The sequence below is a fragment of the Mycobacterium sp. KBS0706 genome, assembly GCF_005938675.2.
Classification (GTDB): domain Bacteria; phylum Pseudomonadota; class Alphaproteobacteria; order DSM-16000; family Inquilinaceae; genus Inquilinus.
Window position 1 is genome coordinate 61,467 of sequence record NZ_VCCH02000039.1, and the last position, 12,987, is coordinate 74,453.

Here is a 12,987-nt window from a genome sequence, read left to right on the forward strand (position 1 = left end):
GGTTCAGCGGTTGAGTTCCATGCCGGACGACGAGGATACGATGTGGCTGCCCGAGCATTTCGTCGGCGGGCATGCTGCCCTCGACCTTGCCAATGCCGTTTTCGACAGGCGAATGCCCGCGAAAGACAACGAGCTTCTGAAATCCGCCAGGGATGTCGGCGGCTGGCTCCGCGCAGCGGGCCTGGCCGACGATGCTCAGGCGCAGGCGGTTGCCGGCATCGCCGACGCCGGGCTGGTCGAGCGGGTCCGGGAGGTCAGGGAGGCGTCGTACGCCGTTTTCGCGGCGCGCGCCGCCGCCGGGTCGCCGCCGGCGGAGGCGCTCGGCCTGCTGTTCCGGCGCGCCGCGAACGGGCTCTCGGCCGGACCGCTCGAACTGTGCGGGACAAGACTGGAGCCCGACGCCGTCCAGTGGCAGGACCCGGAGGCCGTCGCCGCCTTCCTGGCCATGCTGTCGGTCGAGGCCTTCTTCACCCTGCCTGACGACAGGCTGCGCTCCTGCCCTCGCTGCGGGTGGCTCTTCGTTGACACGTCCCGCGGCGGAAAACGCCGCTGGTGCAGCATGCGAACCTGCGGGAACCGCGAAAAGGCATCGCGCCACAGCGCGCATGCCGCCGGGCGAGGGTAACGCTTAGACCCGCGCCGATGGCAAGGCAGGCGGCGATACAGAGGATAGCGACGATGAAGGCCTGGGTGATGGCCGCCGGATCGGTGCGCGCGCCGAGGACGGTGTAGAAGATCCCGCCGATCACCGCGACGCTGAGCGCAGTGCTGACCTGCAGGGTCGAGACGGCGACGCCGGCGATCATTCCGGAAAAGGCCGGCGCGACGCGGCCCGTCACCATCCGCATCAGGGTCGGCAGCGCGAGCCCCTGTCCGAAACCGATGACGAACAGGATGGCGGCGAGCGGCACGGGCGCGGGGGGCACGCCGGCCGGCGCCGCCACGATGGCCCAGGCAAGGCCGGCGAACCCGGCAACCTCCAGCCCCATGCCGACCGGATTGACAGCGGCGCCGAGGATACGCCGGCAGAACGGGGTCGACAGCGGCCCCAGCAGGAATCCCGCACCGAACGGCAGGAAGACCAGGCCGGCGCCCAGCGCGGTCGCGTGCATCGCGTCCTGCAGATAGACCGAGAACAGGAGGAAGAAGGGCGCGATCACGTAGAACAGCAGCGCGATCAGCAGCGCGCGGCCCAGCCCCGGCGTCCGCATGGCGGCCGGATCGATCAGGGGCGTGCCGCCCGCCCGGGCCAGCCGGGTCTCGTAGCGCCAGAACAGCCACGCCAGCACCGGCGCCGCCAGGAGCGACAGCCAGGACCAGGGCGGCCAGCCCGCCTCGCGCCCCTCGATCAGCGGCACGATCAGGGCGCCCAGCGTCGCCGTCGACAGCGCCGAGCCGCCAAGGTCCAGCCTGTGCGCATCCGGCGCGCGCGTTTCCTTCAGCAGCGGAATGCCGAACAGCACGACCAGGATCGCCACCGGCAGGTTGACCAGGAAGATCGCCCGCCAGCCCAGGGCCAGGAGATCGAGCGAAATCAGGATGCCGCCCAGCGCCTGGCCGACCACGGCGGCCAGGCCGAAGACCGCGCCATAGAGGCTGAGCGCGAGCGGCTTTTCGCTTTCAGGGAAGATCGCCTGCACCGATGCGAGCGCCTGCGGCGCCATCACCGCCGCCGTCACGCCCTGCAAGGCGCGCCCGGCGACCAGCGCCCATGGCGACCAGGCAAAGCCGCACAGGATCGATGCCGCGGCGAAGCCCGTCAGCCCGATGAGGAACACCCGGCTGCGGCCATAGAGATCGCCAAGGCGCCCGCCGGTGATCAGCGTCACGGCATAGAGCCCGGCATAGGCGGAAATGACCAGTTGCTCGGCGGAGGACGAGGCGTCCCATTCCCCGCGGATCGAGGGCAGCGCGACATTGACGATGAAGAAATCGAGCGGCGGCAAGAACGCGCCGACCAGCAGGATCACGAACATGACCCAGCGGCGCGGGTCGGGCGAGGCAACATCACCCCGGGGCCGGGGAGCCGGCGGGGTTTCCGGTTGGGATTCTATCGTGCTCACGGATGCTTCCGTTCTTGATGGTGACTGCCGCCATCGCGGACCCGGCCAGGCCGCTCCAGCGGCGGTCTCGGTGGCGCCCCTCAGAGAGGGGACGCCAGGTTGCGCTGCGGCTTGACGGCCGTGACGAGGTCCACGTCGGCCATCACCCGCGCCGACTCCGGCGAGGCCAGCGCCATCCTCATGGCAGCTTCGTCCCGGAAGACACAGGTCGCGATGGCGATCAGGCCGCCGCCATCCCCCTGTGGAAAGAAGCCGGCGAGGCGCTCCAGCCCGTAGGGGCCCCAGCATTCGAGGACGAGCGGGAAGTGGACGTTGATCCAATGCTCGCGGTCGAAGCGCGTGTCGGCATCGCCGGCATAGGTCACGTACATCGTGGTCATGGTGGGCTTCCTCAGCCTTGAGTGTCGAAATCGGTGGCGATGGAGATGTCGCGCCAGGCGGCGATGTCGGCGCGGAAGGCTTCGAGCTTCCGCTCCGCGATCGCGTGGGCTCTCGGCCCGAGCGGGAGGTGCAGCGGCGGATGCCCGGAATCGATGGCCTGCAGCATCACGGCCACGGCCTTGGCGGGATCGCCCGCCTGCCTGCCGTTGTTGGTCTCGCGATACTGCCGCCTCGCCTGCACGATGCCGGCGTAGGCAGAAATCTCCCGCGCCGCGGTGGCGATCGAGCGGCCGAGAAACTCGGTGCGGAAGGGGCCGGGCTCGACGATGATGACGTTCAGCCCCAGGGGGCGGAGTTCATCCGCCAATGCTTCCGACAAGCCCTCCACCGCGAACTTCGTCGCATTGTAGATTCCAAAGCCCGCGGAACCGGCGATGCCGGCGCCGGAGGACAGATTGACGATGCAGGCTCCTTGGCGCTTGCGGAGCGATGGCAGCGCGGCGCGCGTCGTCTCGATCAGGCCGAACACATTCGCCTCGAACACCGGCCGGTATTCGCTGGGCTCCGCCTCCTCGATCGCCCCGATGAAGCCGAAGCCGGCGTTGTTCACCAGGACATCGAGGCCACCGAAGGCGCTCTCGGCCAGCGCGACCGCCTCCACGGCGGCGCCGGGCTGGGTGACGTCGAGCGCTATGCCGCGGACCGTATCGGGGTAACGGTCGCACAACGCCTGCAAGGCATCGACTGAGCGCGCGGTGGCGACAAGCCGGTCGCCACGCCCTGCGACCGCCTCAGCAAGTTTCTTCCCCAGACCGGTCGAACAACCGGTGATCAGCCAAGTTTTCACCAAATCCTCCTGCGATGCGCCGGGCGAGGGCCAGCTTCACGCGCGGCCCCGAGCGGCTCGCCTTTCCAAGCTCGCTGCAGGTGGATTTGGGATGATCAGATCTGTACAATAACTGACAATATCGAACGGTGTTCGTTCACTTTTGTGGGGCAGCCAGATGGAATGGAGTGACGTCCGGATCTTTCTGGCCATAGCCCGTGCCGGCACGCTGGGCGGCGCCGCCCGCGCGCTGCATCTGAGCCATCCGACGGTCGGGCGCCGCCTTCGGGCGCTCGAACAGGCGACCGGTCACACGCTGTTCCAGCGGACGGCTGACGGCTTCGTTCCGACGGAAGAGGGCAACGCCGTCATCGCCATGGCGGAGCAGATGGAGGAAGGCGCCCTGGCCATGGAACGGCGGCTCGCCGGGCAGGAGCAGGATCTCCAGGGCAGCCTGCGCATATCGTCCGCCGACTGGTTCGGCGCCTATGTCCTGCCGCCGATCATCGCCGACTATGCGAAGGCCTATCCCAACGTCGATATCGAGATCCTGACGGGCACCCGCCTGTTCAGCCTCGCCCAGCGGGAGGCCGACATCGCCTTCCGGATCGTCCCGTTCAACGCGCCCGACATCGTGCAGCGGCGGCTGGTCCGGCTGGCCTACGGGGCCTATGTCGCAGCGGATTCCCCCGAGCCGGCCTATGGCGATGGAACGGGCTTCCGGCTCATCACCCATGACACGTCGACGGGCCAGTTCCCGGATATCGCCTGGCTCGAGGAGAGCTTCCCGAATGCGAGGCCCGTCCTGCGGTCGAACAATCGGAACGTGCAGGGACGCATGTGCCGAATGGGCGTCGGCATCGCCGTTCTGCCGCAGGTGGTCGGCGATCAGATGGCGGGCCTGCGCCGGCTCAACCTGCCGGCGGAGCCACCCGACCGGGATATCTGGATGGGTTATCATCGCGACATGCGGCGCCTTCACCGTCTGCGGGCCTTCATCGCCACGGTGACCCATCACATCGCGGCGGCGCAGTCCTGACCCGGTGACCCCGGCCCGCCCGCCCTACCCGCCCGGCCGGTAGCGCAGCCCGTCCAGCACCAAGCGCAGCAGCCGGCCGGCGCGCTGGCGCCAGTCGGGCTGGCCGGCGATCGACCAGATGCCGGCGGCCGCCGCCAGCAGCACGTCGTCGGGATCGGCATCGCCCCGGATCGCCCCGGCCCTGGCGGCGGCGTCGAGCAGCAGCGCCATCGCCTGCCGGATCCGCGCCTTGGTCCGGGCCATGCCCTCGGAATCGGAGTCCCGCGCCCGGGTCAGCACCTCGGCCATGCCGCGCTTGGCCGCGATCATCGCGGCGTAGCGGTCCATCCAGTCGACCAGGGCCTCCTCGGGCGGCCTGTCGCGCAGCAGCGTCTCCGCCGCCGCGCATAGCCGGTCGACCTCGTTGCGGTACACCGCTTCGACCAGGGCCTCACGGGTCGGGAAATGGCGGTAGAGCGTGCCGATGCCGACTCCGGCCCGGGCCGCCACCGCCGACAGCGTGACCTCGCCCTCGACCGCGCCGAACAGCTCCGCCGCCGCTTCCAGCAGCCGGTCGCGGTTGCGCCGGGCGTCGGCGCGCCCCGCTGCCTCCTGCGTCTCCTGCCCGTCCAACGCCGTCACGCCCTTCCTCGCCGATCCAGGACCGTCATCATGCATCATATGGGGCGCCGGTTGAAAACGGAGGGGCCTCCGATTAGATAGGAAAAACGGAGGACCCTCCGTTTTCTATTCTCGACGAGGACGACATGAAGGTCTGGTTCATCACCGGCACGTCGAAGGGGCTCGGCCGGGCCTGGGCGGAGGCGGCGCTGGCCCGCGGCGACCAGGTCGCGGCGACGGCTCGCGACCTCTCCAGCCTGTGCGGCCTGGTGCATGAGTATGGCGCCCAGGTCGCGCCGATCCGGCTGGACGTGACCGACCGGGCGGCGGTGTTCGCGGCGGTGGCGACGGCGCGGGAACGGTTCGGCCGGCTGGACGTGGTGGTCAACAACGCCGGCTACGGGCTGCTCGGCGCGGTCGAGGAGGTCAGCGAGGCGCAGGCCCGGGCGCAGATCGAGACCAACCTGTTCGGTGCGCTGTGGGTGACCCAGGCGGCGCTGCCGATCCTGCGGGCCCAAGGATCCGGCCACATCATCCAGGTGTCCTCGGTCGGCGGCGTCAACGCCTTCCCGATGCTGGGCCTGTACCACGCCTCGAAATGGGCGCTGGAGGGGATGAGCCAGGCGCTGCAGGGCGAGCTGGCCGGCACCGGCGTCAAGGTCACACTGATCGAGCCCGGCGGCTACGCCACCGAATGGAAGGGATCGTCGATGGAGCAGGCCGAGCCGATCCCCGCCTATGACGAGATCCGCGCCGGGCGGCTGGCGCGGTGGCGCGACGCCGAATTCGCCGATCCGGCCGCCAGCGGCGCGGCCATCCTGCGCATCGCCGACGCCGCCGAGCCGCCGCTCAGGGTGTTCTTCGGCACGCACAATCTGGAGATGATGCGAGCAGAATACGAAAGGCGTCTCGCCGGCTGGGAGCAGTGGCAGGACGTGGCCCAGCTGGCGGTGGGCCGCTGAGCGCCTGGCTCGATGGGCCGGTCGCATCATCGAGGATCGCCGTCAGCTTCCCTCGTCGCGCGGACGAGGCCCAAAGCACGCGATCAGCATCTCGGTGAGCACCCGGATTTTACGCGTGGGATGCTGGCCTGGCGAGCGGACCACGAAGATCCCTGCCTCAGGCAGTGGATAGCGGGTCAGGATCGGCACCAGCTCGCCAGCCTTCACATGATCGTCAGTAACTCCGTTGGGAAGACAGGCAATGCCCAATCCCGCCACTGCAGCGGAAATCAGGGCGGTGCCATTGTCAGCCTTGAACCGGCCCTGGGGGCGGATGGTGATCTTCTTGTCGCCATCCATGAAATGCCAGCTCTCATTGATTTGCGTGATCGCCTCGTGGGCGAGGAGCTCGTGCGGTGTCTCCGGCGCTCCGTGCCTGCGGATATAGCCTGGGCTGGCAACGGGCCTGGCATGGATCGGTCCGACGCGGCGGGCGATCAGGTGGGAATCCGGCAGATATCCGATCCGTATCGCGCAGTCGTACCCTTCCGAGATGAGATCGACGAAGCGATCACTGTAACAGGTGTGGATTTCCAGCCGGGGATGGCGCCGCCCCATCTCCGCGATCACGGGCGCCAGGTGGGTCGGGCCGAAGGTGAGCGGCGCCGCGATCCGAAGCCGGCCGCGGAGCTCACCGGCGGGCAGGATCATCTCCTTCGCGTTGTCGATCTCGGCGCAGACCCGCGCGGCAGAGTCCCGGAAGGCGGTCCCGGCCTCCGTCAGTGCAGCGCCCCGCGTCGTTCGCGCAAGCAGCTGGACGCCGAGATCCGCTTCGAGCCGGGCGAGCCGCCGGCTGACGATCGATTTCGAGACGGCCAGACGGCGCGCAGCAGGCGAGACACCCCCGGCATCGGCGACCTCCACGAAGGTTCGCAACTCTTCGATATCCATTCGCCGTTCCCCGTTGCGCGACACAGCGTGTCTTGAAGGCGGACTACCGCGTCAAACGGGAGAATGGCAACGCTCTGCCCAGGCAACGCGCCTCCTGGCACGTGTCTCAGCGAGCCCTCCCATCAAACGGCACAGAAGATCATCATGAGCTTTCGCAATGGCCTCGACTCGCTTCTCCGTCCCGAAGATTCGGTCCTCGTCCTGATCGACCATCAGCCTTTCCAGCTCGCGAACGTCAACAGCCACGATCCGCAAACCGTGGTCAACAATACGGCGGCCCTTGCGAAAACCGCCAAGGCCTTTAGCGTTCCGACCATCATTACCAGCGTCATCGCCGATCGCGGCGGCCTCATCTTTCCGCAGATCACCGAAGTCTTCCCCGGCCAGGAGGTGATCGATCGCACCACCCTCAACACCTGGGAAGACAAGAAGGTCGTCGACGTCGTGAAAGCGACGGGCCGCAAGCAGCTGATCATCGCAGGCCTCTACATCGAGATCTGCGTCGCGATGCCGGTGATCCACGCGCTTGGCGAGGGCTGGGACGTTACGGTCGTCACCGATGCATGCGGCGCGGTTTCCCTCGAGGCCCATGAGGTCGCCATTCAGCGCATGATTGCCGCCGGCGCCAATGTGATGACGTGGCTGGCACTTGCGTCCGAATGGCTGCGCGATCATGCGCGAACCGAGCATACCGCCGAGTTCGTGGAGGTGCTCAAGCAGCATGCGGCGGGCATCGGTATCGCGTTCCTGTGGGAGCAGCAGTTGCTCAACACCCCGGTGGAGACTCTGCAGGGCGCCGGCTTCTGATCCGGACGGGGTGGCGAGGTTCCGCGCTTCGCCACCCTCCCGCGCGAGTGAGCATGATCGTCGCCGCAGGCGATGATCATGCCTGACTCATCCCGTTCTACCCGCCGGCGAGGCGGCCCTGATAGACCGCGAGATGGGTCGCGGCCAGGGCCAGCAGCGGGGTGTCGATCCCGGCGGCGCGGCCGCGGGCCAGCAGGTCGCCGATGATCTGATCGGCCTCGATCGGGCCGCCCTGCTGCAGGTCGCGATACATCGACGAGGTGTGGCCGGCGCCGGGCTCGGTCAGCAGGGCCCGGGTGTTGGCCAGGAAGGCGCTGCCGGGCGGCGTCCCGACCGCGCCGACCACCGCCACCACCTCGTCGAGGAAGCGGCCGGCGAAATCGGCGCCGCCGGGCGCGGCCACGACCTCGCCGGTGCTGCCGCGCATCAGGCAGGTGATGCCACCCAGCGCCGCCAACATCACCCATTTCTGCCACATCTCGCGCTCGATCTCGGGCGTCAGCCGGGCGTCGAAGCCGGCGCCGCGCAGCACCGAATCGAGCCGGTCGGTGCGGGCCGAGGGCGTCCCGTCGCGCTCGCCATAGGCCAGCTCGTGGAACCGGGCAAGCTGCACGATCCGGCCCTCGGCATCGACCGTGCCGGCGATCTTGCAGACGCCGCCCAGCACCGCAGCGGAGCCGAAGCGGGCCGACAGCAGGTCCATGTGCCGCATGCCGTTCAGGAGCGGCAGGATCATGGTCTCCGGCCCGACGGCGGGGGCGAGATCGGCCATCGCCCCGGCCAGGCCATAGGCCTTCACCGCCAGCAGCACCGTGTCATAGGGGCCGTCGATCGCATCGGCGGCGACCAGACGGGGCGCCAGGGTGGCATCGCCATGCGGGCTGACGATGCGCAGGCCATCGGCCCGCAGCGCCGCGGCACGGCCGGGCCGCACCAGGAAGGCGACGTCGCGGCCGGCCTGGGCCAGCCGGCCGCCGAAATACCCGCCGGTGGCGCCGGCGCCGACAACCAACACACGCATCGCTTGCTCCGTTCTGCCCGCGGCCCGAGCCCGGGCGGCCATGTCCCTTCCGGCCAAGCTGGGTGCCGTTCCGCCAGATGTAAAGGCGCTGCCTGGGCTGCGAATTGCGGGGGTGGACGGCGCCCTGCCCGGGTGCAATGACTCGAATCCTTGTCGGTTCGAGGGGAGATCACCGGTCCATGGATACGCGCGGCATCAACGACATCGGCGCCTCGATTGACTCGGCGGTCGACGCCATCGCCCCCGGTCTGGTCGAGGTGCGGCGCGACATCCACGCCCATCCGGAGATCGGCTTCGAGGTGCAGCGCACCGCCGGCGTGGTGGCGGCAGAGCTCGACAGGCTGGGCATCCCCTACCGCACCGGCATCGGCCGCACCGGCATCGTCGCCGAGATCGAGGGTGGCGCCCCCGGCCCCTGCCTCTTGATCCGCGCCGACATGGATGCGCTGCCGATCCAGGAGATGACCGGCCTGCCCTTCGCCAGCACCGTGCCCGGCAAGATGCATGCCTGCGGCCACGACATCCATACCGCGACGCTGATCGGCGTCGGCGCCGTGCTGAAGGACCTGGCGCCGCGGCTGCGCGGATCGGTGCGCCTGGTGTTCCAGCCGGCCGAGGAGACGCCGGAGAGCGGGGCGGCCGCGATGATCGTCGACGGGGCGGCGGACGGCGCCGACATGGCGCTGGCCTTCCACAACAGCCCGACCATGCCGACCGGCGAGTTCGGCTATCTGCGCGGCGCCAGCACCGCCTCGGCCGACACTTTCGACATCACCGTGCGCGGCCGGTCCGGCCATGCGGCGCGGCCGCAGGACGCGGCCGACCCGATCGTTGCCGCCGCCTATCTGGTGACCCAGCTGCAGACCGTGGTGTCGCGCACCATCGACCCGGCCCAGGGCGCGGTGGTGACGGTCGGCAGCATCGCCGGCGGCGCCACCCACAACATCATCCCCGACACCTGCACCCTGCGCGGCACGGTGCGGGCGCGGTCGCCCGAGGCGCGGACGGCGGCCGAGGCGGCGATCCGCCGGATCGTCCAGGGCATCGAGCTGACCCAGGGCGTGACCTGCGACCTCGACTACCAGCTGGGCGTGCCGCCGCTGATGAACGACAGCCGCGTGCTGGAGGCGTCGGTGGCCGCGGTGCGGGCGCAGTTCGGCGACGTCGTGCACGAGACCACGCCCGGCTTCGGCGCCGAGGATTTTTCCTTCTTCTCCGAGCGGGTGCCGTCCTTCCATCTGCGGGTCGGCGCCAGCCAGCCGGGACGCCACGACCACCTGCACAATTCCGACTACCAGCCGGATGAACGCTGCATCGGCCTGGGCGCCGCAGCGCTGGCGCGCAGCGCGGTCGAGCTCTTGTCCTGATCAGGCGGCGGCCGCGCCGCGCAGGAGGCGGACGCGGTCGCGGTCGGCGCTGGTGAAGTCGGGGTCGACATAGATGTGGATGCTGCGGATCCGCGTGCCCGCGAAGTCGAACACGTCGCAGAACCGGCCCTGCGACACCACCCCGTCCGGCCAGCGCACCCCGCTGCGGGTGACGCCGGCCTCGGTGCCCTCGACCACGATGGTGTCGCCGGCGACGATGATGCGCAGACCGGGGATGTCGTGCTCCAGGCTCTCCAGCTCGGCCGCGAGGCGGGCGCTGAACTCGGCCAGCGCCGCCTTGCCCCGGGTCAGGCCGAATTTCGGGAAGAACAGCTCGACATTCTCGGTGAACAGGTCGAGCCAGGCCGGGTCGCGGCTGTCCGCTCGGCGGAAATAGGCATCGATCACCGTCAGCCGGCCGCGCAGCTTCGACCGCGACGTGGCGCTGCGGCGCGCGATCGAGGTGTTCTGGGCCAAGGGCTATGAGGGGGCGCAGCTGGTCGACCTGACCGCGGCGATGGGCATCAACCCGCCCAGCTTCTATGCCGCCTTCGGCCCCAAGGAAGCGCTGTTCCGCGAGGCGCTCGACCGCTATCTGGCCACCGACGGCGCCGGCAGCATGCAGGCGCTGGAGACAGGCGCGACCACCCGCGAGTCGATCCTCGGCATGCTGACGGCGAGCGCCGAGATCGCCCTCGCCTCGCCCGGAGCCCGCGGCTGCATGCTGATCCTCGGCCTGGTCAACGGCCTGCCGGAGAATGACGGGCTGCGCCTGCATCTCGCCGGCCTGCGGCGCGAGACCACCGAGCGGATCCGCCGGCGGCTGCGGCGTGGCGTCGAGGATGGCGACCTGCCGGCCGGCACCGATATCGACGGCCTCGCCACCTTCTTCGGCACGATGCTCCAGGGGCTGTCGCTGCAGGCCCGCGACGGCGCGTCCCGCGAGCAGCTGCTGGCCGCCGCCAGCGCCGCGGTGAAAGCTCTGGACTAACCCGCATTCCCCGAACCCCTTGCGTCCTGCGCCGGTTCAACCTGCCGACAGGGCAGGAGAGCGGCGCAGCGCGATGCTGCGCATCGCGCAAGCCGTTCGACGCACCATGTCGGCAGGTTCAACCGGCCCGGAGGGTCACCTTGCGGCGGCCGCCTGCGGGCGCGGGCCGCTCGACCGTATGACCCGATACGCTCTTCGCGGCCCGCGCCCTCATTCGACTCACCGCAAGGTGACGCAGGGCGTAAGGGGTTCGGGGAATGCGGGTCGGCAGAGACCTCGCCAACGGGCCCGATTTCCGTCACCTTTCCGGGGTGGATTGCAGGAGGCGAGTCGCGCGGCTGCGGCCGCGACCCCAGACATGAGGAACAGGCACCGATGATCGAGGCGATGAACCTCGCCATTCTCGTCGCGGCGGGCCTCATTGCGCTCAGCGTCTTCACCAGCCTGATCTCGTTCCGGGTCGGCGCCCCGCTGCTGCTGGTGTTCCTCGCGGTCGGCCTCGGCGCCGGCGAGGACGGCATCGGCAAGATCCATTTCGACGATGCGCCCGGGGCCTATTTCATCGGCAGCGTCGCCCTGGCGCTGATCCTGTTCGACAGCGGCTTCGAGACCCGGCTGCACAGCTTCCGCGCAGCCGCCGCCCCGGCCCTCACCCTGGCCACGGCCGGGGTGCTGATCACCACCGGCATCGTCGCCGTCGCCGCCCGCTACGCCTTCGGCTTCGGCTGGTACGAAGCGATGCTGACCGGCGCCATCGTCAGCTCGACCGACGCCGCGGCCGTGTTCTTCCTGCTGCGGGTCGGCGGCATCACCCTGCGCGACCGCATGCGGTCGACGCTGGAGATCGAATCCGGCAGCAACGACCCGATCGCGATCTTCCTGACGCTGGCGCTGGTCGAGGCAACGCGGCTGGGCACCGGTGCGGACGCCCTGACCTGGTCGCTGCTCACCCACTTCACGATGGAGGCCGGCATCGGCATCGCCCTCGGCCTGGCCGGCGGCTTCCTGATCGTGCGGGTGATCAACCGGGTCAGCCTCGACCCCGGCCTGTATCCGGTGATCGTGCTAAGCCTCGCTCTGCTGATCTTTGCCGCCACCGGCATGCTGCACGGGTCCGGCTTCATCGCCGTCTATGTCGCCGGCCTGGTCGCCGGCAACGCCACGCTGCGCGCCGCCGCGCTGATCCGCCGGTTCCAGAGCGGCATGACCTGGCTGGCCCAGATCTGCATGTTCCTGACCCTCGGCCTCCTGGCCACGCCGTCGCAGTTCCCCGCCGTGGCCCTGCCGGCCCTGGCCGTTGCCCTGGCGCTGACCTTCGTGGCCCGGCCGATCGCGGTCTGGCTGTGCCTGCTGCCCTACGGCTTTTCGCGCAACGAGACCACCTTCGTCGCCTGGGTCGGGCTGCGCGGCGCGGTGTCGATCCTGATGGCGATTCTGCCGCTGATCGCGCAGCTGCCGGACGGGCGGACGATGTTCAACGGCGTGTTCCTGGTGGTGATCGTCTCGCTGCTGCTGCAGGGCTGGACCATCCGGCCTCTGGCCCATTGGCTGGGCCTGATCGTGCCGCCGCGGATCGGCCCGGTCGACCGTGTCGAGCTGGAGCTGCCGGGCCGCGCCAACCACGAGCTGGTGGTCTACCGCATCGCGGCGCAGAGCCCGGTGGCACGCGGCGAGCGCATCCCGCGCTGGGCCCGGCCGGCGCTGATCGTGCGCGACGGCCAGTCGGTCGACATCCACCATGCCGGGCGGCTGCAGAGCGGCGACCAGGTCTACATCTTCACCCCGCCGCAGCAGGTGCGCCTGCTGGACCGGCTGTTCGCCACCCCGGCCCGGCTGGCCGAGGACGACCGCGACTTCTTCGGCGACTTCACCCTGCATGCCGAGGCGCCGCTGGCCGAGGTGGCCGAGAGCTACGGCTTCGCCCTGCCCGACCCGGCCGAGACCCGCACCGTCGGCGCCTTCCTGCAGGACGGCTTCGGCGGCCGGGTCGAGATCGGCGA

General features: G+C 69.9%; 13 protein-coding genes and 1 pseudogene. 7 read left to right on the forward strand and 7 right to left on the reverse strand.

The annotated features are described in order from the left end of the window. Window positions 1–19: 19 nt before the first annotated feature. On the forward strand, window positions 20–625 hold the full coding sequence (locus tag FFK22_RS21300; protein WP_138891056.1) for a CGNR zinc finger domain-containing protein: 606 nt from the start codon (window positions 20–22) through the stop codon (window positions 623–625). A 142-nt stretch (window positions 626–767) separates the two neighbouring features. Here the strand turns inward: FFK22_RS21300 and FFK22_RS44485 are convergent. From FFK22_RS44485 to FFK22_RS21315, 3 genes and pseudogenes are all read right to left on the reverse strand, one after another. Then, a pseudogene (locus FFK22_RS44485) lies at window positions 768–1,976 on the reverse strand (MFS transporter); the annotation flags it as partial. 167 nt (window positions 1,977–2,143) lie between these two features. Further along, a complete protein-coding gene (locus tag FFK22_RS21310; protein ID WP_138891057.1) occupies window positions 2,144–2,443 on the reverse strand; it encodes an EthD family reductase in 300 nt (99 codons plus the stop codon). A gap of 11 nt (window positions 2,444–2,454) precedes the next feature. Continuing rightward, window positions 2,455–3,291, reverse strand: a complete 837-nt coding sequence (locus FFK22_RS21315; RefSeq protein ID WP_138891058.1) for an oxidoreductase — start codon at window positions 3,289–3,291, stop codon at window positions 2,455–2,457. A gap of 157 nt (window positions 3,292–3,448) precedes the next feature. Here FFK22_RS21315 and FFK22_RS21320 point away from each other — a divergent pair, with 157 nt between their 5' ends. Then, window positions 3,449–4,309 carry a LysR family transcriptional regulator gene (locus FFK22_RS21320; protein ID WP_138891059.1) on the forward strand — a complete coding sequence of 287 codons (861 nt, stop codon included), beginning with the start codon at window positions 3,449–3,451 and terminating at the stop codon, window positions 4,307–4,309. 24 nt (window positions 4,310–4,333) lie between these two features. Here the strand turns inward: FFK22_RS21320 and FFK22_RS21325 are convergent, their stop codons facing one another. Further along, window positions 4,334–4,930: a TetR/AcrR family transcriptional regulator gene (locus FFK22_RS21325; RefSeq protein WP_306770144.1), complete on the reverse strand. Its 597-nt coding sequence runs from the start codon at window positions 4,928–4,930 to the stop codon at window positions 4,334–4,336. Between the two features lie 125 nt (window positions 4,931–5,055). Between FFK22_RS21325 and FFK22_RS21330 the strand changes: the two genes are divergently transcribed. Further along, complete coding sequence (locus FFK22_RS21330; RefSeq protein ID WP_138891060.1) at window positions 5,056–5,871, forward strand: SDR family NAD(P)-dependent oxidoreductase; 816 nt, start codon at window positions 5,056–5,058, stop codon at window positions 5,869–5,871. A gap of 42 nt (window positions 5,872–5,913) precedes the next feature. Here FFK22_RS21330 and FFK22_RS21335 read toward each other — a convergent pair whose 3' ends face one another. Continuing rightward, complete coding sequence (locus FFK22_RS21335) at window positions 5,914–6,801, reverse strand: LysR family transcriptional regulator (protein WP_138891061.1); 888 nt, start codon at window positions 6,799–6,801, stop codon at window positions 5,914–5,916. 144 nt (window positions 6,802–6,945) lie between these two features. On the opposite strand from FFK22_RS21335, the gene FFK22_RS21340 reads away from it, so the two are divergent. Beyond that, window positions 6,946–7,608, forward strand: coding sequence for an isochorismatase family protein (locus FFK22_RS21340; RefSeq protein ID WP_138891062.1), 663 nt, complete (start codon window positions 6,946–6,948; stop codon window positions 7,606–7,608). A gap of 97 nt (window positions 7,609–7,705) precedes the next feature. Here the strand turns inward: FFK22_RS21340 and panE are convergent, their stop codons facing one another. Continuing rightward, window positions 7,706–8,629 (reverse strand): 2-dehydropantoate 2-reductase, encoded by a 924-nt coding sequence (gene panE, locus FFK22_RS21345; RefSeq protein ID WP_138891063.1) that lies wholly within the window; start codon window positions 8,627–8,629, stop codon window positions 7,706–7,708. A gap of 179 nt (window positions 8,630–8,808) precedes the next feature. On the opposite strand from panE, the gene FFK22_RS21350 reads away from it, so the two are divergent. Then, the gene (locus tag FFK22_RS21350; protein ID WP_138891064.1) at window positions 8,809–9,996 is read left to right on the forward strand and encodes a M20 family metallopeptidase; all 1,188 of its coding nucleotides are present in this window, start codon (window positions 8,809–8,811) and stop codon (window positions 9,994–9,996) included. Here the strand turns inward: FFK22_RS21350 and FFK22_RS21355 are convergent, their stop codons facing one another. Further along, the gene (locus FFK22_RS21355) at window positions 9,997–10,473 is read right to left on the reverse strand and encodes a nuclear transport factor 2 family protein (protein WP_221938750.1); all 477 of its coding nucleotides are present in this window, start codon (window positions 10,471–10,473) and stop codon (window positions 9,997–9,999) included. On the opposite strand from FFK22_RS21355, the gene FFK22_RS21360 reads away from it, so the two are divergent. Then, entirely contained in the window at window positions 10,436–10,987 is a 552-nt protein-coding gene (locus FFK22_RS21360) for a TetR/AcrR family transcriptional regulator (RefSeq protein ID WP_306770145.1), read from the forward strand. The two genes, FFK22_RS21355 and FFK22_RS21360, sit on opposite strands and share 38 nt — an antisense overlap. A 375-nt stretch (window positions 10,988–11,362) precedes the next feature. Next, a partial coding sequence (locus tag FFK22_RS21365) for a potassium/proton antiporter (protein WP_143956853.1) occupies window positions 11,363–12,987 on the forward strand: 1,625 nt, incomplete at its 3' end.